At 64.6% G+C, this 20,914-nt stretch carries 21 protein-coding genes and 1 pseudogene; 15 read left to right on the forward strand and 7 right to left on the reverse strand.

All coding sequences use genetic code 11. From position 1 onward, the window contains the following. From BKY26_RS18795 to BKY26_RS18825, 7 genes are all read left to right on the forward strand, one after another. The coding region (locus BKY26_RS18795) for a molybdopterin cofactor-binding domain-containing protein (protein WP_146632876.1) at positions 1–1,032 on the forward strand (1,032 nt) is incomplete at its 5' end. After that, positions 1,029–2,000 carry a xanthine dehydrogenase accessory protein XdhC gene (xdhC, locus tag BKY26_RS18800; protein ID WP_071691913.1) on the forward strand — a complete coding sequence of 324 codons (972 nt, stop codon included), beginning with the start codon at positions 1,029–1,031 and terminating at the stop codon, positions 1,998–2,000. The genes BKY26_RS18795 and xdhC, both read left to right, overlap by 4 nt. A gap of 36 nt (positions 2,001–2,036) precedes the next feature. Next, on the forward strand, positions 2,037–3,578 hold the full coding sequence (locus tag BKY26_RS18805) for an ABC transporter ATP-binding protein (protein WP_071691914.1): 1,542 nt from the start codon (positions 2,037–2,039) through the stop codon (positions 3,576–3,578). Further along, complete coding sequence (locus BKY26_RS18810; protein ID WP_071691915.1) at positions 3,565–4,650, forward strand: ABC transporter permease; 1,086 nt, start codon at positions 3,565–3,567, stop codon at positions 4,648–4,650. Before BKY26_RS18805 ends, BKY26_RS18810 begins: the two co-directional genes overlap by 14 nt. Then, a complete protein-coding gene (locus tag BKY26_RS18815) occupies positions 4,650–5,573 on the forward strand; it encodes an ABC transporter permease (RefSeq protein WP_071691916.1) in 924 nt (307 codons plus the stop codon). Before BKY26_RS18810 ends, BKY26_RS18815 begins: the two co-directional genes overlap by 1 nt. Before the next feature lie 8 nt (positions 5,574–5,581). Beyond that, the gene (locus BKY26_RS18820; protein ID WP_071691917.1) at positions 5,582–6,343 is read left to right on the forward strand and encodes an ion transporter; all 762 of its coding nucleotides are present in this window, start codon (positions 5,582–5,584) and stop codon (positions 6,341–6,343) included. A 2-nt stretch (positions 6,344–6,345) separates the two neighbouring features. Next, positions 6,346–7,425, forward strand: coding sequence for a BMP family ABC transporter substrate-binding protein (locus BKY26_RS18825; RefSeq protein ID WP_071691918.1), 1,080 nt, complete (start codon positions 6,346–6,348; stop codon positions 7,423–7,425). 52 nt (positions 7,426–7,477) lie between these two features. Here BKY26_RS18825 and BKY26_RS18830 read toward each other — a convergent pair whose 3' ends face one another. Continuing rightward, positions 7,478–8,242: an NAD(P)H-dependent oxidoreductase gene (locus tag BKY26_RS18830; protein WP_071691919.1), complete on the reverse strand. Its 765-nt coding sequence runs from the start codon at positions 8,240–8,242 to the stop codon at positions 7,478–7,480. Positions 8,243–8,357: 115 nt separating this feature from the next. Here BKY26_RS18830 and BKY26_RS18835 point away from each other — a divergent pair, with 115 nt between their 5' ends. The 4 genes from BKY26_RS18835 (at position 8,358) to BKY26_RS18850 (ending at position 11,198) form a co-directional block, all read left to right on the forward strand. Then, complete coding sequence (locus BKY26_RS18835) at positions 8,358–9,440, forward strand: NAD(P)/FAD-dependent oxidoreductase (RefSeq protein ID WP_071691920.1); 1,083 nt, start codon at positions 8,358–8,360, stop codon at positions 9,438–9,440. Next, positions 9,437–10,075, forward strand: coding sequence for a DUF938 domain-containing protein (locus BKY26_RS18840; RefSeq protein WP_071691921.1), 639 nt, complete (start codon positions 9,437–9,439; stop codon positions 10,073–10,075). Before BKY26_RS18835 ends, BKY26_RS18840 begins: the two co-directional genes overlap by 4 nt. A 65-nt stretch (positions 10,076–10,140) precedes the next feature. Continuing rightward, entirely contained in the window at positions 10,141–10,500 is a 360-nt protein-coding gene (locus BKY26_RS18845) for a carboxymuconolactone decarboxylase family protein (protein WP_071691930.1), read from the forward strand. 101 nt (positions 10,501–10,601) lie between these two features. Beyond that, a complete protein-coding gene (locus BKY26_RS18850) occupies positions 10,602–11,198 on the forward strand; it encodes a DUF937 domain-containing protein (protein ID WP_071691922.1) in 597 nt (198 codons plus the stop codon). 121 nt (positions 11,199–11,319) lie between these two features. On the opposite strand, the gene BKY26_RS18855 is transcribed toward BKY26_RS18850, so the two are convergent. From BKY26_RS18855 to BKY26_RS18870, 4 genes are all read right to left on the reverse strand, one after another. Next, complete coding sequence (locus tag BKY26_RS18855; protein WP_071691931.1) at positions 11,320–11,700, reverse strand: hypothetical protein; 381 nt, start codon at positions 11,698–11,700, stop codon at positions 11,320–11,322. Between the two features lie 275 nt (positions 11,701–11,975). Then, positions 11,976–14,483, reverse strand: a complete 2,508-nt coding sequence (locus tag BKY26_RS18860; RefSeq protein WP_071691923.1) for a GcvT family protein — start codon at positions 14,481–14,483, stop codon at positions 11,976–11,978. A 129-nt stretch (positions 14,484–14,612) separates the two neighbouring features. Continuing rightward, on the reverse strand, positions 14,613–15,143 hold the full coding sequence (locus BKY26_RS18865; RefSeq protein WP_071691924.1) for a hypothetical protein: 531 nt from the start codon (positions 15,141–15,143) through the stop codon (positions 14,613–14,615). A 117-nt stretch (positions 15,144–15,260) separates the two neighbouring features. Next, positions 15,261–16,247 carry a 2-hydroxyacid dehydrogenase gene (locus tag BKY26_RS18870; protein ID WP_071691925.1) on the reverse strand — a complete coding sequence of 329 codons (987 nt, stop codon included), beginning with the start codon at positions 16,245–16,247 and terminating at the stop codon, positions 15,261–15,263. A gap of 146 nt (positions 16,248–16,393) precedes the next feature. Between BKY26_RS18870 and BKY26_RS18875 the strand changes: the two genes are divergently transcribed. After that, complete coding sequence (locus BKY26_RS18875) at positions 16,394–16,906, forward strand: SH3 domain-containing protein (RefSeq protein ID WP_071691926.1); 513 nt, start codon at positions 16,394–16,396, stop codon at positions 16,904–16,906. On the opposite strand, the gene BKY26_RS18880 is transcribed toward BKY26_RS18875, so the two are convergent. Further along, positions 16,903–18,102 carry an MFS transporter gene (locus BKY26_RS18880; RefSeq protein ID WP_227435103.1) on the reverse strand — a complete coding sequence of 400 codons (1,200 nt, stop codon included), beginning with the start codon at positions 18,100–18,102 and terminating at the stop codon, positions 16,903–16,905. The genes BKY26_RS18875 and BKY26_RS18880 overlap by 4 nt on opposite strands. 94 nt (positions 18,103–18,196) lie before the next feature. Between BKY26_RS18880 and BKY26_RS18885 the strand changes: the two genes are divergently transcribed. After that, positions 18,197–18,838, forward strand: a complete 642-nt coding sequence (locus BKY26_RS18885) for a 50S ribosomal protein L25/general stress protein Ctc (protein WP_071691927.1) — start codon at positions 18,197–18,199, stop codon at positions 18,836–18,838. An 85-nt stretch (positions 18,839–18,923) separates the two neighbouring features. Here BKY26_RS18885 and BKY26_RS18890 read toward each other — a convergent pair whose 3' ends face one another. After that, complete coding sequence (locus tag BKY26_RS18890) at positions 18,924–19,592, reverse strand: FkbM family methyltransferase (RefSeq protein WP_071691928.1); 669 nt, start codon at positions 19,590–19,592, stop codon at positions 18,924–18,926. Between the two features lie 74 nt (positions 19,593–19,666). Here BKY26_RS18890 and pth point away from each other — a divergent pair, with 74 nt between their 5' ends. After that, positions 19,667–20,353 (forward strand): aminoacyl-tRNA hydrolase, encoded by a 687-nt coding sequence (gene pth / locus BKY26_RS18895; RefSeq protein ID WP_071691929.1) that lies wholly within the window; start codon positions 19,667–19,669, stop codon positions 20,351–20,353. A gap of 81 nt (positions 20,354–20,434) precedes the next feature. Then, positions 20,435–20,914, forward strand: a pseudogene (locus BKY26_RS18900) (serine hydrolase domain-containing protein); the annotation flags it as partial.

A 20,914-nucleotide genomic window follows, 5' to 3' on the forward strand; every position in this document is an offset into this window, starting at 1 on the left:
GCGATTGCTGACTGGAACGCCAGCCAGCCGGTTCTGAAACGGGGCATCGCCCTGACACCGGTGAAATTCGGCATCTCCTTCACGCTGACCCACCTCAATCAGGCGGGCGCGCTGGTTCATGTCTATAATGACGGCTCCATCCACCTGAACCATGGCGGCACCGAAATGGGCCAGGGCCTGTTTCAGAAGGTCGCGCAGGTGGCCGCCGACCGCTTCGGCGTGCCGCTCGACCGGGTGAAGATCACCGCGACCGATACCGGCAAGGTGCCGAATACGTCGGCAACGGCGGCCTCATCCGGGTCGGATCTGAACGGCATGGCCGTGAAAGCCGCCTGCGACACGATCCGCGACCGGATGGCGGAGTTCTTTGCCGAGCAATACCAGACCAAGCCCGCGCAGGTCCGCTTTGCGGATGGCATGGTCCATGTGGGCAACGAGGCGATCCCCTTCGACGAGGCTGCCAACCGCGCCTATGTGGGCCGGGTCAGCCTGTCGGCAACGGGCTTCTACAAGACGCCCGAGGTCGCATGGGACCGCATCGCCGGGCGCGGGCGGCCGTTCTTCTACTTCGCCCAAGGCGCGGCCTGTTCAGAGGTCGTCATCGACACTCTGACCGGCGAAAACCGCATCCTGCGCACCGACATCCTGCATGACGCGGGCAGCAGCCTGAACCCGGTCCTCGATATCGGTCAGGTGGAAGGCGCCTTCGTGCAGGGCGCGGGCTGGCTGACCACGGAAGAGCTGGTCTGGGACGGCAAGGGACGCCTGCGCACCCACGCGCCCTCCACCTACAAGATCCCCGCCTGTTCGGACCGCCCCCGCGTTTTCAACGTCGCACTTTGGGACGCGCCCAACCCCGAGGAAACGATCTATCGCTCCAAGGCCGTGGGCGAGCCGCCCTTCATGCACGGGATCAGCGTCTGGTCTGCGCTGTCCGAGGCTGTGGCCGCCTGCGGGCCGAACTATGCCGACCTGCAAGCCCCCGCGACCGCCGAGGAAGTGCTTTTCGCCATCAAGAGGGCCAGAGGATGAGCCTCGACCTGAACGCCCTTCGCGCCGCCGTGGCCGCGCATGGCCGCGTTGCGCGGGTCGTGATCGCAGGCTGCGCCGGGTCGGTTCCCCGCGAAACCGGCACCGCCATGCTGGTCTGGGCAGACGGGCAGTCGGGCACCATCGGCGGCGGCGCGCTGGAATTTCAGGCGGTGGACCGGGCGCGGCAGGCGCTGACCGGCGCCGACCGTTTCGACAAGGTGCCGCTCGGCCCCGGTCTGGGCCAGTGCTGCGGCGGGGCCGTGCAATTGCTGACGGAGGTCTGGGACGACGCGCGGCTTGCGACCGTCACGGGCGACGCCCATGCCCGCCCCCTGCCCGGCACCACGACCGAGATGCCGCTGAAACTCGCAGGCCAGTTGCGCGCCGCGCGGGCGGGTCATCGCCCGGTGGAATCCGCCCTAGTTCAAGGCTGGTTCGTCGAACCGATCCGGGCCGCGGCCACGCCGCTCTGGGTCTGGGGCGCGGGCCATGTGGGTCGGGCCATCGTCGCCACACTCTCGCCGCTGCCGGACTTCGCCATCACCTGGATCGACAGCGCGCCGGATCGCTTCCCAAATGAGATCCCGCATGGCGTCACCGCCCTGCCCGCGCCCGACATGCCCGCCGCCCTGCGGCTGGCGCCCCCGGACGCGCATCACCTGATCCTGACCTATAGCCACGAGATCGACCTTGCGCTTTGCCACAACGCGCTGACCCGTGGGTTCCGCTTCTGCGGCCTGATCGGATCGGCCACCAAATGGACCCGCTTTCGCAAGCGTTTGCAGCAGCTTGGCCACTCGGACGCCCAGATTTCGCGCATCACCTGCCCAATCGGCGACCCCAGCCTTGGCAAGCACCCGCAGGCCATTGCCGTTGGGGTGGCGGCCAGCCTAATCAGAGACGCCGCCCGTGACGGGACCATCCAGAACACAGACCGCAACCAGCGGCACCACTCGGGAGGGGAGTGACATGACCGAACAAGGACCAAGACAGGAGGGCGTCACATGACCGGCGAACCCCTGCTTTCCATCGACAACATCACCAAGGCCTATCCGGGCGTCGTGGCAAACAGCGACGTGTCGTTCCAGATCCAGCCCGGCGAAGTTCATGCCCTGCTCGGTGAAAACGGCGCTGGAAAATCGACGCTCGTGAAGATGATCTACGGCCTCGTGCGTCCCGATAGCGGGTCCATGACCTTCCGCGGTGCGGCCTACGCCCCGCCCGAACCGCGCATCGCCCGGTCCACTGGTGTGGCCATGGTGTTCCAGCATTTCTCGCTCTTCGAGGCGCTCAACGTTGCCGAGAACATCGCGCTTGGGATGGAGAACCCGCCGCCGCAGCGCGATCTGGCCAAGCGCATCCGAGAGGTGAGCGAGGCTTACGGCCTTCCGCTCGACCCCGATCGTCTGGTCGGCGACCTGTCCGCGGGCGAACGTCAGCGGGTGGAGATCATCCGCTGTCTTCTGCAAGACCCCAAGCTGCTGATCATGGACGAACCCACCAGCGTTCTGACCCCTCAGGAGGTGGAGATCCTCTTCCACACCCTGCGCAAGCTGGCTGCAGAGGGCACTTCGATCCTTTATATCAGCCACAAGCTGGAAGAAATCCGAGCGCTCTGCGACGAGGCCACCATTCTGCGCCTTGGCAAAGTGGTGGGCAAATGCACCCCGCGCGACACGTCCGCCGCTGAAATGGCCGAACTGATGGTCGGCAAATCCCTGGCCACCCCGGCCCGCGACAATGCCGACCTGGGCGAGGTGATCCTGAAGGTTTCGGGCCTCTCGGTGGAGCCGTCGAACCCCTTCGGCACCCCGCTGCGCCATATCGGCATCGAACTGCACGCAGGCGAGGTTCTGGGCATTGGCGGCGTCGCCGGCAACGGTCAGGACGAACTGCTGGCCGCCCTGTCGGGGGAAGTCACGACCGCGCCGGGGACGGTGACGCTCCACAAGAACCCGATTGGCGACAAGGGCCCGAACGAACGGCGCGAACTGGGCATTCTCTGCGGGCCGGAAGAGCGGCTCGGCCATGCCGCCGCACCGGATATGAGCCTTGTTGAAAACGCCCTGCTGACCGCGCGCCAGCGCAAGAACCTTGCGGATAGCGGCTTCGTCAACTGGGGGGCGACGCGGGCTTATGCTGAAAAGGTCATCGCCGATTTCGACGTGCGCACCCCCGGTCCCGACAACGTGGCCCGGTCACTGTCTGGGGGCAATTTGCAGAAATTCGTCATCGGACGGGAAATCCTGCAGGATCCGACGGTTCTGGTGGTCAACCAGCCGACCTGGGGCGTCGATGCCTCGGCGGCAGCCGATATCCGGCAGGCGATCCTCGATCTGGCCCAGAAGGGCGCGGGCGTGATCGTCATCAGTCAGGATCTCGATGAATTGCTGGAGGTGTCCGACAATTTCGCCGCCCTCAACGAAGGCCGCCTGTCGAACGTGCGCACGACGCGCGACCTGACCATGGAAACCATCGGGCTGATGCTGGGTGGGGCGCATGACATGCATGATCTGGACGAGGAGGCGATCCATGCTGAGGCTTGAGAAACGACCTGCCCCGTCCAGGGCATGGACAGCCGCCACGCCGGTTCTGGCGGTTGTGCTGACCATGATCGCGGGCGGAATCATGTTCGCCCTTCTGGGCAAGAACCCGTTCGAGGCGATCCGCATCATCTTCTGGGATCCGCTGTTCCATGAAAGCTTCGCCGCCTATTCGCGGCCTCAGCTTCTGGTCAAGGCCGGTCCGCTGATCCTGATCGCCATCGGCCTTGCGCTCGGCTTCCGGGCGGGTGTCTGGAACATCGGGGCCGAGGGCCAGTATATCATGGGTGCTATTGCCGGTGCCTCCTTCGGACTGGCCTTCTACCCGTCTGAAAGCCCGCTGATCTTCCCCGGCATGATCATTGCCGGTGCGCTTGGCGGGTGGGCGTGGTCGATGATCCCCGCGATTCTCAAGACCCGGTTCCGCACCAATGAAATCCTCGTGTCGCTGCTGCTGGTCTACGTGGCCGAGAAGTTCCTGGCCTCTGCCGCCGTGGGCTTCCTGCGCAACCCCGAAGGTTCCGGTTTCCCCGGCTCGCGCAACCTCAGCCGCATTGACTCGATGAACAACCCCGAACTGATCTCGGGGACGGGCATGCATTGGGGCGTGGTCATGGCCTTCATCGCGGTCATCGCCGCCTATGTGCTGCTGAACAAGCACCTTCTGGGCTATCAAATCAAGCTGGCCGGACAGGCCCCGCGCGCGGCGCGCTTCGCCGGTGTCAATCCCAACCGGCTGATCGTGCTTTGCATGGGCGTTTCCGGCGCGCTGGCCGGTCTTGCCGGTCTCTTCGAGGTCTCTGGCCCCGCCGGTCAGATCAGCATCGACTTCAACGTGGGCTATGGGTTCACCGCGATCATCGTGGCCTTTCTGGGCCGCCTACATCCCATCGGCATCCTGCTTGCGGGCCTTCTGATGGCGCTGACCTATATCGGCGGCGAACTGGCGCAGCTGATGCTGCAGATCCCGGCCCCGGCCATCCAGGCCTTCCAGGGCATGCTGCTGTTCTTCCTGCTGGCCGTCGATGTTCTGTCGACCTACCGTATCCGCTTCAAGAAAGAGGGGGTCGCATAATGGGTATCGATCCAGTCACCCTGATCGTTGCACTGATCACCGTTTCCACCCCCGTTCTGCTGGCCGCGATCGGCGAGCTTGTCGTCGAAAAGACCGGCGTTCTGAACCTTGGCGTCGAGGGGATGATGATCACCGGTGCCGTCATGGGCTTCGTGGTCGCCGTCAACACTGGCTCGCCCACGCTCGGCTTCCTGGCGGGCATGGCCAGCGGTATGGCGCTGTCGCTGATCTTCGGCGTTCTGACCCAGATGCTGCTGTCAAATCAGGTGGCCACCGGGCTGGCGCTGACACTGTTCGGGCTCGGGCTCTCTGCCCTGCTTGGCGTCGGCTATCCCGGATCGACCCCGCCGCCCGTGTCAGACCCGTTCCCGGCGGCGATGGCCGAGATCCCGGTGATCGGGCCGATCCTTTTCGGCCATTCCCTGATCATCTATCTGTCGGTCCTGCTGGTCGCGGCGGTCTGGTATGTTCTCGGCTACACCAAGGTGGGCCTGATCATCCGCGCCGTGGGGGAAAACCACGATGCCGCCCATGCGCTCGGGTACAAGGTGATCCGCATCCGTCTGATGGCGATCATGTTCGGGGGCGCATGTGCGGGGCTTGGCGGCGCGTTCCTGTCCGTCGTGCGGGTGCAGAACTGGGTCGATGGCATGACCGCGGGCGCGGGCTGGATCGCGCTGGCACTGGTGGTCTTTGCCAGTTGGAAGCCCTGGCGCGCGTTGCTTGGGGCCTACCTGTTTGGTGGCGTCACGGCCCTGCAACTGCGCCTTCAGGCAGCGGGCATCAACATCCCGGTCGAGATCCTTGCGATGTCGCCTTATGTCATTACCATCATCGTGCTGGTGATCATGTCCTCGGACAAGAGCCGTACCGCATTGAATGCGCCCGCCGCTCTTGGCAAGGTGTTCCATGCAACCGGCTAGGAGGACACATGACTCGCAGCGCGATTCTGCAGGCACTGGATGGCACACATCCGACCATCGGGCGGGGCATCGCAATTGCCCTGCAGCTGCTGATCATCGTCTCGGCGGTCGCCATCGCGCTGGAAACCGTGCAAAGCCTGCCGACAGAGCTGCGCCAGGTGCTGCTGGTGGTGGAATACAGCGTTCTGGCAATCTTCACGGCGGAATACCTGCTGCGGCTCGCTTGTTCGCCGAAACCCCTGCGTTACGCGGTCAGTTTCTGGGGGATCGTGGACTTCCTGTCGATCGTGCCCGCGATCCTGTTCCTGGTGCCCGACGCCCAGTCCATCCGCTCGCTGCGCTTGCTGCGGCTCATTCGCCTGCTGAAGCTCTTCCATGCCAGCCACGCGCTGGATCGTCTGGCCCGTGCCTTTCAGAAGAACCGGGACGAGCTGTGGATCTTCAGCTTCATTGCGCTCGTCGTGCTCTACCTGTCCGCCGTGGGCATCTACCATTTCGAGCATCAGGCGCAGCCCGACACCTTCGGCTCGATTCCCGCCTGCCTGTGGTGGTCTCTGGCAACCCTGACCACCGTGGGCTATGGCGATGTCTATCCCATCACGCTGGCGGGGCGGGCCTTTACCGGCATCGTGCTGCTGGTCGGGCTTGGGGTGATCGCGGTGCCCGCCGGCCTGATCACAAGCGCCCTGCTGGAGGGCGATCTTGAGGATCCGATAACGGATCTCGACCTAGAAACAGAATACGAAACAGACACCAACAAGGAGACCTGAGAATGAAGACACTCACCAAGATCATGGCAGTCAGCGCGCTGTCGCTCGGCCTTGCCGCGCCGGCACTGGCGCAGGACGATCCGACACAGGTCGGCTTCATCTATGTCGGTTCCATCGGCGATCTCGGCTGGACCTATGAACATGACCGCGCCCGTCTGGCCGTGGAAGAGCATTTCGGCGATGCCGTCGAAACCAGCTATGTGGAAAACGTGCCGGAAGGCGCGGATGCGGAACGCGTACTGACCCAGATGGCCCTGTCGGGTGCCGACCTGATCTTCACCACCTCCTTCGGCTACATGGACCCGACCAATGCCGTGGCCGAGCGGTTCCCGAACGTGCGCTTCGAACATGCCACCGGCTATCGCCGCGACCATCCGAACGTGTCCACCTATTCGGCCCGCTTCTATGAAGGCCGCGCCGTGATGGGCCATATCGCCGGGCACATGACCGAGTCGAACATCGTCGGCTACATCGCCTCCTTCCCGATCCCCGAAGTGATCCGCGGCATCAACTCGGCCTTCATTCACGCCCGCGAGGTGAACCCCGATGTCGAATTCCGCATCGTTTGGGCCTACACTTGGTTCGATCCGGCTGTCGAGGCCGACGCCGCACAGGCGCTGATCGACCAGGGCGCAGACGTGATCATGCAGCACACCGACTCCACCGCGCCGATGACCGTGCTGGCGGAAGCGGGCGCCATCGGCTTCGGCCAGGCATCCGACATGTACCAGTTCGCCCCGGCCCCGCGTGTGTCTGCCATCATCGACGATTGGGCCCCCTACTACATCGCCCGCACCCAGGCGGTGATGGACGGCACCTGGGAAAGCACCGACACCTGGGACGGCATCGGGCCGGGCATGGTCGGTATCGGTGAAATGACCGACGCGATCCCGGAAGAGGTCCGCGCCTCTGCCCAGGCCATGGTCGAAGCCATCGCTGCCGGCGACTACCACCCCTTCACCGGCCCGCTGAACCGTCAGGACGGCTCCGCTTGGCTGGCCGAAGGCGAAGTGGCGGATGACGGCACGCTGGCTGGCATGAACTTCTACGTCGAAGGCATCACCGGCGACGTGCCGAACTGATCCCTTTCACCCAACAGCATCAGAAGGCCCGCCCCGGTGGCGGGCCTTTTTCTTAGCTCGGATGCCGGATAAACGGGGAATAGCTGGGGCAGTCAGGCTTCAACCGCCCGTCTGCATCGAAATCCGTATCCGCGTTGAACCGCATCAGGGGCCGGTCCGTCAGCCCGTCAAGTAATGCCTGCTGGCCGTCCAGAACCCCCGACAGCCGCGCCCGCAACGCCTGGTCCTCTGCGCCCTCGAAATAGCCATGCACCCCGTGCACAAGCTCCGGTTCATAGACCTCGACCCCAAGATACCGCAGCGTCTGCGCCACGGGCCACAGCAGCAGGCGGACATCGCCCTCTTTTCCGTCCGGCCCGCATTCCGCGGCGCTGGCCCCCGTGGTCGCGCAGAACAGCGCCTGCTTGCCCCGGCATAGCCCTGCATCGAACCGCTGATCCACGCTGTGCAAGCCGCCATGCAAGAGCACCCGGTCGAGCCAGCCTTTCAGCACCGCGGGCGGCGCGAACCACCAGATGGGGAAGTGGAGAATCACCAGATCGGCAGCCCGGATCTTGTCGATCTCTCCCGCCACATCGGCAGGGACCTCACCGGCCTCTGCCGCCTCTTCCTGCGCCTTGAGCGGGTCAAAGGGCCGATCAACCGCGTAGCCGGGGAACTGCGACCGCCCCTCCACGGCATCGAAGCCCATGGCGCAAAGGTCGCTGACCAGTACGTCATGCCCGATCGCCCGGCAGGCCCGCGCGCTGGCCTCGGCCCAGGCCCCGTTGAACGATCCCGGATCGGGATGCGCCAGAACGATCAATGTGGTGGTCATGAGCAGCCCCGAACAAATGCACTTTCGCCGAAGCCTAGCCCGGCATCTGCCCCGATGACAGCCCCGCTGCATCTGCCCCCTTGCCTGCGCCGATGCGCCATGTCACGCATCTGCCATGACATATGATTTCCTCATCATCGGCGGTGGCATCGCCGGCACATCCGCGGGTGCGCGCCTGTCGCATCTTGGCTCCACCCTTCTGCTGGAGGCAGAAACCAGCCTTGCCTATCATGCTTCGGGCCGGTCTGCGGCGCTCTTTGAATCGCAATACGGCCTGCCCGCCACGGTGCAGCTGAACCTTGCCTCGCGCGACTATCACATGACCGCCAATGGCGGCGTGCTCAGCCCGCGCGGCCTGATGTTTCTGGCCGGTCCGGGCGAGGAGGAGGTGCTGGCGCAGGATACCGCCGATATGGGCCTTCACCCGATCTCGATCGACGAGGCCATGGCGATGGTTCCCGCGCTCAACCGCGACCACCTGCGCGGCGCGGCTCATCACGAGGATGCCTGGGATCTGGACACCGATCTGCTGATCGGCAATTTCGTCAAGGAAATGCGCGGCAATGGCGGGACGGTGAAGACCGGCAAGCGGGTCGAGGCCATCACCCGCACGGATGGCATCTGGCAGGTCAGCGTGGGCGGCGAAACCTATGAGGCACGTCAACTGGTCAATGCCGCCGGGGCCTGGGTTGATATCATCGCCGGAATGGCCGGTGTCCAACCTATCGGCATCAGCCCCCTGCGCCGGTCCATGGCGCGGATGCCTGCGCCCGGCGGATACGACCCTGCTGGCTGGCCGATGCTGATCGGCGCGGGTGAAACATGGTACGCCAAGCCCGATGCGGGCATGTGGATCGTCTCGCCCGCCGAACAGGACCCGGTGGATGAACCCCATGATGCCTGGGCCGATGACATGGTGCTGGCCGAGGGCATCGCCCGCTATCAGCCCTTCGTGACCGAGGAAGTCACCCGCGTGGAAACCACCTGGGCGGGTCTGCGCAGCTTTGCCCCCGACCGGACGCTGGTCCTGGGCCGCGATCTGCGGGAACCCGATTTCATCTGGTGCGCGGGGCAAGGCGGCTACGGCTTCCAGACCGCGCCCGCAGCCAGCCAGTTGCTGGCCGATGTGGTGGCAGGCCGCACGCCGGAGCTGGACGCGGACACCGTCGCGGCGCTCAGCCCCGCACGGTTCGGATGACCCGCAGGCTGACCCTGCCCGACGCGCCCTCGTCTGGCAACGACAGGCGCATGTCCGCCCCCTCGGCCCGGCGCAATATGGGCCCCATACACGAGGTGCTGCGCGCCCGTGCCCCCACCACAGGCCGCGTCTTGGAAATCGCGGCAGGCACCGGGGAACATGCGGTGGCGTTTTCCCGCGCCTTTCCGGGGCTGGACTGGCAACCGACCGACCTGGACCCCGACAGGCTCGCGTCGATCGAGGCATGGCGACAGGCCGAAGGCCCCGCCAACCTGCGCCCGCCCCAGACCCTGAACGCCGCCACCCCCGGCTGGCACGCCACCCACGGCCCCGCCGACATGATCCTGCTGGTGAACCTGCTGCACCTGATCGCGGACGCCGAAGCCGAGGCGGTCCTGACCGGCATCGCGCACGCCCTCGCCCCCGGCGGGAAGGCCTTCCTCTATGGCCCCTTCCTACGCGACGGCGAGACCACCAGCGACGGCGACGCGGCCTTCCATGCCAGCCTGCGGGCACAGGACCCCGCCATCGGCTACAAGGATATCGGCTGGGTCCGCGACCGCCTGTCACCGCTGAGGACCGAAACTTTGGAGATGCCCTCCAACAACCTCATGATCATTGTCACCGCCAATTGATCCCGGTCAAGGCGCGGCCCCTGCCGACCTGCTCTGACAGGCCGAAACCAATGCAGGAGACCGCCATGAGCTGGATGAAAAAACGCGACGAAATGCACGGGCAGCTGCGCAAGCTGAACAAGGCGATCCCGGAGGTGACAAAGGCCTTCGCAGGCGTCAGCGCAGTGGTGAAGACCGATGGCGTGCTGGATGTGAAGACCAAGGAACTGATCGCCGTGGCCATCGCGGTGGCCGACAGCTGTGAACCTTGCATGAATTTTCATATCGAGGTGTTGATCCGCGCCGGTGGCAGCCGCGAGGAACTGGGCGAAGCGCTCGGCATGGCGGTGCAGATGGGCGGTGGCCCGGCACTGATGTATGCCGCCAAGGCGATGGATGCATACGACGAGCTGCACGCGGCCCTGTCCCCCCACGCCGCCGAATAACCCCCTTCAGCCGATCCAACCCGCGACACCCGAATCGGGTTCCCCGACGGCGGCATCTGTGCTGACCTGATCGGGTCACGGGATTTGAGAAAGGGATTACCATGTCGATCATGCGACTATTGCAGCAAGCGCAGGGCGGTCAGGGTCTGGGGCAGCTGGCCTCTCAGCTTGGGCTGGATGATGCGCAGGCCGAAAGCCTGACATCGTTGCTGGCCCCCGCCATCGGATCGGCTGCACGCCAGCGGGCGGAAAGCGGCGGGCTTGGCGATGTGCTCGGGCGGCTCAGGGGCCAGGACCAGGCGGGGCTCTTCGACGATGCCGAAGCGGCGGCCAGTTCGGACGGTCAGGCGCAGGGGCGTGACTTCCTCTCGGCGCTTCTGGGCGGGCAGGAGGCCGCCGATGGTCTGGCCGAGGAAGCGGCGGCCCGGTCGGGCGTGGACCGCGATCTGGTCCGCCAGTTCCTGCCCGCGCTTGCGGCCATGGCACAGGGCGGCCTGCAACGGCAGATGCCCGACGACCAGATCGACGCGGCAGAAGAGGAAGCGCAGGGCGGCGGGCTGGCCGGGATGATCGGCGGGCTTCTGGGCGGCGGCGGGGCTGGCCGCGGTGGCGGGCTTGGCATGCTGAACGATCTGCTCGATGCCGATGGCGACGGCTCGGCCATGGACGATGTTCTGGGCCGGTTTCTGCGACGCTGAGGGATTTCGCTGCGCGGCTTCGCGCGCATCGACCCGCGCGGCCCTGACGGGCCGCGTAGAATGCCCTTGCAAGGGCATTGGGCCGGGGCATGCCTGACGGCATCCCCCTTCCCCACGGAACTCAGGCCAGAACCAAGGCCAGGCAGGACCCCGCGCAGAACAACGCCAATGGCACGCCGTGCAACCGCTCCGCTCCGCGCGCGCCGAAGAGATTGGCCAGAACACTCAGCCCGAACAGCCCGGCCAGCCCCCAGAGGACAGGACGCAACCAGCCATCGGGCAACACCGGCGCAATCACCCCGCCTGCCTCGGCGATTGCCAGCAAGCCGAGCAGCGCCAGCAGAACGGACAGGGCGCTCGCCACTCGCAGGCCATTCGGCAGCACCCGCGCGGCCCCGCCCCAGGCCAGGTGCCCAATCGGTGCACCTGCTGCCAGCGCGATCTGAAACAGCGTCAGCCAGCCGAAGCCCACCAAACCAATCACCACCGCCGCCGTTGCCATACCAATCCCCCAGACCATTCTCTGAAGGTGTAATCTGCCTGAGCAATCGCCCGAAGGAAAGCCCGGTGCGGCCAGGCCGGAAACTTACCCCTTCGGCACATCGCCGCGTGTCGGAGCACAAATAAGAAAGACCCGCCGGTCGGGCGGGTCTTTCCAATCTCTTACCTAGCGCTCCGCGCCTTAACCCTTGGCCGGGTTGCAGGGCCGCGTATGCACGGGGGGGTGTACAGGGGGTGTACGCCCGGTGCACGGGTGGCGCCCCCGGTTAACGCGGCTCAGCCGTCCTTGCGGATGGTCTCGTTCTTCGGGTCATAGGGGCTGTCGCAGGTAACGACCGCATCCCACAACTGATCGAGCATCTTGACCTTCAGCTTGGTGCCTTCCACGGCCAATTCGGGCGTCACATAGCCCATGCCGATGGATTTTTCGAAAGCAACCGAATAGCCGCCCGAGGTCAGGCGCCCAACCCGCTCACCTTCGGGGGTATAGAGCACCTCGCGGCCCCAGGGATCGGCATCGGAAGGTCCGTCGATCAGCAGCGTGCAGCATTTGGAGCGGATGCCCTTGGCCTCCATCTCGGCTTTGCCGTGGAAGTCCTTGGACAGGTCGATGAAGCGCGGCAGATCGGCTTCGGCCGGGGTTGCGTCGCGGCCCAGTTCGTTGCCGAAGGCACGGTAGGATTTCTCCTGCCGCAGCCAGTTCTGGGCGCGCGCACCAACCAGCTTCATCCCATGCTTCTCGCCAGCTTTTTCAAGCAGATCAAACAGATAGTTCTGCATCTCGATCGGGTGATGCAGTTCCCATCCCAGCTCGCCGGTATAGGCCACGCGGATCGCGTTCACCGGGCACATGCCCAGTTCGATCTGGCGGGCCGACAGCCACGGGAAGCGCTTGTTCGACAGGGCAGTTTCCGGATCGGCGTCCTTGATCACCTCTTTCAGCACATCGCGCGATTTGGGGCCTGCGATTGCAAAGACGCCCCACTGGGTGGTCACGTCCTGGATCTCGATATAGCCGAACTCCTCCATCTTGTCCTCGGCCGCCTTGCGCAGGAAGTCGGCGTCATATTCCGTCCACGCGCCCGCGGAAACGAGGTAGTAATTATTCTCGCCATTGCGCACGATGGTGTATTCTGTGCGCGTGGTGCCCGCGCTGGTCAGCGCATAGGTCAGGTTGATCCGGCCCACTTTCGGCAGCTTGTTGCAGGTGAACCAGTCGAGGAACGCGGTCGCGCCAGGGCCCTTGACCACGTGCTTGGTGAAGGCGGTCGCGTCGATCAGGCCAACGCCGTTGCGGATCGCCTTGGCCTCTTCCACCGCGTATTGCCACCAGCCGCCGCGGCGGAAGCTGCGGGCGTCATGGTCAAAATTCTCCGGCGCATCGAGCGGCCCGTAATAGTTGGGGCGTTCCCAGCCATTCACAAACCCAAACTGCGCGCCACGCGCTTTCTGCCGGTCATAGGCCGGGGCGGTACGCAGCGGGCGGCAGGCTTCACGCTCTTCATCCGGGTGGTGCAGGATGTAGACGTGCTCGTAGCATTCCTCGTTCTTGCGTGCGGCGAACTCGGTGGTCATCCAGTTCTGGCTGTAGCGCTTGGGGTCGAGGCTGGCCATGTCGATCTCGGCTTCGCCATCGACCATCATCTGGGCAAGGTAATAGCCGGTGCCGCCTGCGGCGGTGATCCCGAAGGAAAAGCCCTCGGCCAGCCACATGTTGCGCAGGCCGGGCGCGGGACCGACCAGCGGGTTGCCATCGGGCGTGTAGCAGATCGGGCCGTTGAAATCGTCTTTCAGGCCCGACTCCGCACAGGACGGCACCCGTTCCGCCATCGCCATGTACTGATCGGCGATCCGGTCCAGATCGAGCGGGAAGAGGTCGGCACGGAAGCTGTCGGGCACGCCATATTCGAAGCGCGCGGGCGCGCCGTGTTCGTAGATGCCGAGGATCCAGCCGCCGCGTTCCTCGCGGGCGTAGGACTCATTGTCGGCATCGCGCACGACGGGATGTTCGGGGTTGCCCGCTTCCCGCCATTTGACCAGCTCCGGGTCCTTGTCCATCACGATGAAGGTGTGTTCCACCGGAATCGCGGGCATCTTGATACCCAGCATCTTCGCGGTGCGCTGCGCGTGGTTGCCCGATGCGGTCACGACATGTTCGGCGGTGATGACGACCTGTTCGTCGGACGGGATCAGGTTGCCGCCCTTTTCCACCATCTTGGTGCAGGTCACTTCCCAATGAGTGCCATTCCAGTGGAAGGCATCGGCCTGCATTTTGCGCACGATCTCAACCCCGCGCTGGCGGGCCCCCTTGGCCATCGCCTGGGTCACATCGGCGGGGTTAATATAGCCGTCCTCGGTGTGGTAGATCGCGCCTTTGAGGTCCGAGGTCTCGATCAGCGGCCAGCGTTCCTTGATCTGCTCCGGCGTCAGCCATTCGTATTTCACGCCGCAGGTTTCAGCGGTGGAGGCATAGAGCATGTATTCGTCCATACGCTCCTGCGTCTGCGCCATGCGCAAGTTGCCGACCACCGCAAAGCCCGCATTCAGACCGGTTTCCTCTTCCAGGGTCTTGTAGAAATCGACCGAGTACTGGTGGATATGGGTCGTCGCGTAGCTCATGTTGAAGAGCGGCAGCAGACCGGCAGCATGCCAGGTGGAGCCGGAGGTCAGCTCATCACGTTCCAGCAGCATCACATCGTCCCAGCCAGCTTTGGCAAGGTGATAGGCGATCGAGGTGCCGACGGCACCGCCACCGACGACAAGGGCTTTGACTTGGGTTTTCATTGGGCGCGACTCCGGGCCAGATTTTCTGCCGGTAATGTGCCGAATTGCGCAGGCCCGTGCGAAGGCCAGCCGACCAGATAACGCGAGAATCCGACACGTGCCCGGGTTTTTCGCGACAAGCGCAGACGATCAGCCCCCAGGGCATGTCCGACGACGGGCGCGAATGACCGCGACCAGCATGAAGATCACCCCCGCGACAAGTCCGATCAGACCGGCAAGATAGCTCGTGCTGTGCATCAGCCCGGCCCGCACGAAGCCCTCTGCATCCTCGACGCCCGAAGGAATTCTGAAATGGTGGTATTGCGAGGGGTCGACGGGAATTGCGAGGCTCGCCACGCCAAGCACCAGTGTGATCCCGACAACCATCATCGAGACGCCAATGAAGGTCCGAACCATCTGGCCCGTGCTTGGCATCGCCAGCCCAATGGCGGCAATCGGTACGCCGATCACAATCCCCATCCACCAGCTTGCCTGCCAGCCGACAATCGCTGCGCCAACCCGGAATGGCAGCGCCTCGGCGATGTTGAACTGGTGGAACTTGAAAGCGTGGAAATAGTCGGGCCCGACCGTATAGCTGATCTGGTTGTGAACCATTCCGTAGAGACCCGCCAGAAGGCAGGCGAAGGCAATCAGGACCGGCAGGACGACAAACCTAGCCATGACCGCAACGTGCGCTGGAAAATCCTTCCCGAAGGATTTTCAAACCGGTCCAAAATTCTTCTGGAAGAATTTTGTGGCAGGAAGAAAACTCTGGAATTTTCTTCTGATTACGCTTGGTCACAGCATGCTCGGCACGACCAGATCGGGCGGCCGGTGGCCATCGTCGAAGGTCTTGATATTGATGATGACCTTTTCGCCCATCTCCTCGCGCCCTTCCAGCGTGGCCGATCCCATATGCGGCAGAAGCACCACGTTTTCCAGTTCTCGCAGGCGCGGGTTCACGTCCTTGCCGTGTTCGAACACGTCGAGACCTGCCCCGGCGATATCGCCGGACCGCAGCATCCGCGTCAGGGCGTTTTCGTCGATGACCTCGCCACGAGAAGTGTTCACGATCACCGCCGTGGGTTTCATCAGCTTCAGCCGACGGGCGTTCATCAGGTGAAAGGTCGAGGGCGTGTGCGGGCAGTTGATCGACAGGATATCGACCCGCGCAATCATCTGGTCGAGACTTTCCCAATAGGTCGCCTCCAGATCGGCCTCGATATCTTCATGCAGGCGGCGGCGGTTGTGATAGTGCACCTGCATCCCGAACACCGCCGCGCGCCGCGCCACCGCCTGACCGATCCGGCCCATGCCCAGAATGCCGAGCCGCTTGCCGCCGATGCGCCCGCCCATGAAGGCCGTGGGCGACCAGCCCTGCCATTTACCGGCCTGCATCACCGCCAGACCCTCGGGGATGCGGCGCGTGACGGCAAGGATCAGCGCCATGGTCATGTCGGCGGTGTCTTCGGTCACAACACCGGGCGTGTTGGACACGAGAATGCCCCGCTGGCGGGCGGTGTGCACGTCGATATGATCGACACCCGCGCCATAATTGGCGATGAGCTTGAGCTTGTCACCCGCCTGCCCCAACAGTCCCGCGTCGATCTGGTCGGTCACGCAAGGCACCAGCACATCGGCCCGGCCCATGGCCGAGACAAGCTCCTGCCGGGTCATCGGGCGATCATCCTCGCGCAATTCAACGTCAAAGAGTTCGGACATCCGCGTTTCGACCGCTTCGGGCAACCGTCGCGTTACGACAACACTCAGCTTCTGACCTGGCATCCTGTCTTTCCCTTTTTCTGGCATTTCAGCCCTTGCCGTGACACTCTCTCATCCTAAGCAGGGGTGCAAGACACAGCACCCCAACAGCGACAAAAACACCGATCAAGACCGCGAAACAGCGGCACAGGTGCGGGCAGGCAGTGCAGATGACCAAGCGCAAGATATCGGGCGTGATCCTCGCGATGATTCTGGGTCTGATGGCCACGGCCGCCATCGCGCAGGAGGCCGAGGCGCGCGGTCCCGTGACGGGGTTCCCCCTTCCCCGCTATGTCTCGATCCAGGCGTCAGAGGCTTTCGCACGGCGCGGCCCCTCGCGCAGCCACAGGATCGACTGGGTGTTTCAGCGCCGCAACATGCCGATGCAGGTGGTGGCCGAACATGAACACTGGCGCCGGGTGATCGACCGCGACGGCGCGGGCGGCTGGATGCATTATTCGCTGCTGTCAGGCATACGCACCGCGATTGTCGAGGTCGACATGCTGGAACTGCATCAGCGGCCCGACCCTGCCTCTCCCGTGACCGCGCAGGCTGAACTTGGGGTGATTGCCTTCCTCGATGAATGCAACGGCAGCTGGTGTCGTCTGAACGTGGGCGGCCATCGCGGGTGGGTGCCGATGGACACGCTTTGGGGCGTCGACCCCGGAGAGGTCTTCGACTAACCCGCCCGGCGCATCAGCGCCAGAAAGCCGGGTATCAGCAACAGCAGCAGCGCCACGAAGCCGAAGGACATCCGCAGGCCAAAACCTTGCGCGATGAAGCCCATGATCGGCGGCCCGATGAAGAAGCCGAAATAGCCGATGGTCGTGACCCGGCTGATCACATAGGCCCGCGCGTCATCGCTGGCCAGACGCCCGGCAAGCGCCAGCAGCATCGGTGCGATGGTGGACACTCCAAGCCCCAGAATGGCAAACCCGGCATAGGCCACCAGAGGCACCGGAGCGATGGCCGCCAGCAGTGCTCCGCAGGCGGTGACCAGCGCGCTCCAGAACACCACGCGGGTTTCCGACAGGCGGCCCACCACCAGCTGCCCGGTGAAGCGCCCAATTCCCATGGTCAGGCCAAGCATCGCGGGACCAAGCGCGCCCTCTGCCGCACCGCCGCCCAAGGTGCGTTCCACATGCAGGGCCGACCAGCCCTCGGTCGCATTTTCCGCAAGGAACGCCACCAGCACGATCAGCCCGCCCCACAGCACCACGCCGCCAAAGCGACCGCGGGCAGCCTTGGCCGTGCCATGGGTTTCCGCGCCATCCCCCGACATCATGAACGCCGAGGCAATCAGCGTCAGCAGCCCGAGCGTGGCGAAGACCGGCGCGGGCGGCAGCCCCGCCTCTCGTGCCAGACCCGCAGATATGGCGGAGGCCGCATATGCGAAGGAAAACATCGCGTGATTGAGGTTCATCAGGGATGCCCCAAGGCGCGATTCCGTGCGCGACAGGCGGGTGTTCATCACCACGTCCTGCAATCCCGACCCGGCACCGGCAAAGAACATCAGCGCCGCGAAAACCGGCACCGACGCAACCCACATCGGGGCCTGAAACGCCAGTGCCAGCAGAACGGATGCAAGCGACACGGCATAGCGCCCGAACCGCGCCGCGAAGACAGGCGCTGATAGCATCGCCGTCACCGCACCCGCCGCGGTGACCAGCATCGCAAGGCCGAAGGCGCCGTCGCTGGCCCCGATATGGGCCTTGATCTGCGGCACATAGGCGGCGAACGCACCCCAGTAGATGCCTTGCGCCGCAAAGGCCGGAAGGTCATGACGGGACAGGGAAATCGCGCGCAGGATCAACATGACCGGGCGATTGTCACGGGCGTTGCGCCAAAGCAAGCTCCAAAGCGCGGATTCATCGCGCAAAGCCCCTTTCCAAACCCGCAAGGCTCGTCTATAGGCACGGCTTCAACCGGGCGGACACCCTTGGAGGCCGCCCTTTATCATATGGAGAATAGCTATGGCTGCAGAGATTAAAGATCTCGTCGCCGAGGCACGGACGGGGACAGGCAAGGGGGCCGCTCGTCAAGCACGCCGCAACGGTATGGTGCCCGGAGTTGTCTATGGCGGTGGTGCGGACCCCGTCTCGATTCAGATCCCCTTCAACGTGTTGCTCAAGCACCTGAAAGCAGGCCGCTTTCTGGCGCAGCTCTTCAACCTCAAGGTTGAAGGCCACGAAGATGTGCGCGTGATCTGCCGCGGCGTTCAGCGTGACGTCGTGAAGGACCTGCCGACCCATGTCGACCTGATGCGCCTGCGCCGCACCAGCCGCGTCAACCTGTTCATTCCGGTTGAGTTCGTCGGCGAAGACGTGGCCCCCGGCATCAAGAAGGGTGGCGTCGTGACCGTGGTGCGCCCGGAAGTCGAACTGCGCGTGACCGCAGGCGACATCCCGGAAAAGATCACCGTTGACCTGTCAGCCCTGAACATCGGTGATGTCGTGACCATTTCCGACGTCGACCTGCCCGCGGGTGCCCGCCCGACCATCGACCGCGACTTCGTGATCGCCAACATCGCCGCCCCCTCGGGTCTGGCGCGTGGCGGCGACGATGACGAAGCCGAAGGTGAAGAGGCAACCGAAGAAGCCGCCGCCGAGGAATAATCCCGGCGGTCTGCTGTTCGGACCAGAGCTGGCGCGGCCTGTCCCAATGGGATGGGCCGCGTTTTCTTTTGGCCCACCCCCGGCGCTACACCCGGCGAAACCCCAGAACCCGCCCGCGCGATGTGGCAGGATCGTAGGTCAGACCGGAATCCGACATGCAATCGACAATCCGCTTGATGACCGTGTCGGAATAGCGGGGCGGATGCAGTTCCAGCACCAAAAAGCGCAATTCCGGGTGCCAGGGCTGATCGAACAGCCATTCCTCGGCCCCTTCGATATCCATCATCACCAGGTCAGGCCGATGCTCATACAGCAAGGGCTCAAGCCCCAGGTTGGGCACCCCGCAAATCTCCTCTTCCGGCGCCCCAGCCCGCGCGAGGCTTGCACCCAGAAAGGCTCGCGGCACCTGAAACGGGACCGTGCCGCCCCCCTCACCCGCCGTGACCGCGCCGTGCAGCAGGCGAATGCCGCCCTGCCCGTTTCTTTCGAACGTGTCGCGCAGCACTGGCAGAAGGTTGGGGTTCGCCTCGACGCTCAGCACGTTCGCAGCCCCCGCAACCCGCGCTGCCAGCACGCTGATCAGCCCCAGACCCGCGCCAAGATCCAGCACCCGCATTCCCGGCCTAACCCGGCACATCGCGGCGGCGATTTCATCGGCCTCGTAGCTGCCATCGGCCAGCCGCGCCGCAAGCGCCTTGGTGATCAGCACCTCGGGCAGGTCAAGCGTGATGTCATGAAGGGTGAATACCGGCATCTGTCCCCAATTCGTTGATCCCTCGCCCCGTCATGCCTATAGGACTGAGCAGGCGATTTGAATGCGAGGATGCCATGAAACTCTGGGTCGGCCTTGGAAACCCCGGTGCGAAATACGCGGGCAACCGGCACAATATCGGCTTCATGGCGCTGGACCGGGTGGCCGAGGATCACGGGTTTGCGCCATGGCGGAGCAAGTTTCAGGCCAGCCTGACCGAAGGCAAATTCGGGTCGGAAAAAGTGCTGCTGCTGAAGCCCGAGACCTTCATGAACCTGTCGGGCCAATCCGTGGGCGAGGCGATGCGCTTCTACAAGCTGGAGCCGACCGACATCACCGTTTTCCATGACGAACTGGATCTTGCGCCGGGCAAATGCCGCGTCAAGGCGGGGGGCGGACATGCGGGCCATAACGGGCTGCGCTCGATCCACCAGCATATCGGCCCGCATTACGACCGGGTGCGCCTTGGCATCGGCCATCCCGGCCACAAGGACCGGGTTGCGCCCTACGTTCTGTCGGATTTCGCCAAGGCCGATCAGGACTGGCTGGACGACCTTCTGCGCGGCATATCCGACGGTGCGCCAGAGCTTGCAAAGGGCGACACCAGCCGGTTCATGAACGCCGTTGCCCTGCGCACCGCGCCGCCGCGATCCTCGGGCAGCAACAAGCCTGCACCGGCAGCCAAACCGGCAGAGCCCGAGCCCCCGGCAGAGCCCGAAGACGACCGATCCGCCCTGCAAAAACTGGTAGACCGGTTCCGCTAGACCTTCGGCTGACGTAGGGTCAGGATTGCCGCGCGAGGCGCTGCCATGTTCTGCTGATCCACAGCCAAAAGGGGGCCTTTCATGCGTCGGCGTATACTCAGACTTCTGGTTCGCATCCTTCTGATCTTCGTGGTCGTGACCGCGGCGGCGGGCTGGTACATGCGCGAGGAAATCCAGCGGCTTTGGGCGGTGAACTCTCTCTTTGACGCGGATCGGATCGTTCAGAATTTCAGCCATATGGACGCGGCGTTCCTGACCGTGGAGGTGCCGCGCGGAACAGGCCCCGCCAGCCCGATGCCGGAAGGTAACCCGGCAGAGCTGCCCGCCGAGGTGGCCGACTGGATCGAAGAGCGCGCGGTCACCTCGCTGCTGGTGCTACAGGACGGCCAGATCCGGCATGAAAGCTATCACCTTGGCACCGCGCCCACGGATCGGCGGATTTCATGGTCGGTCGCCAAAAGCTTCCTCTCGGCCCTGATGGGCACGCTGGTCGATGACGGTACGATCCCGGAACTGGGTGCGCAGGTAACCGAATACGCGCCGATGCTGGCGGGGTCCGCC

The sequence above is a fragment of the Nioella sediminis genome (assembly GCF_001879695.1).
GTDB lineage: Bacteria > Pseudomonadota > Alphaproteobacteria > Rhodobacterales > Rhodobacteraceae > Nioella > Nioella sediminis.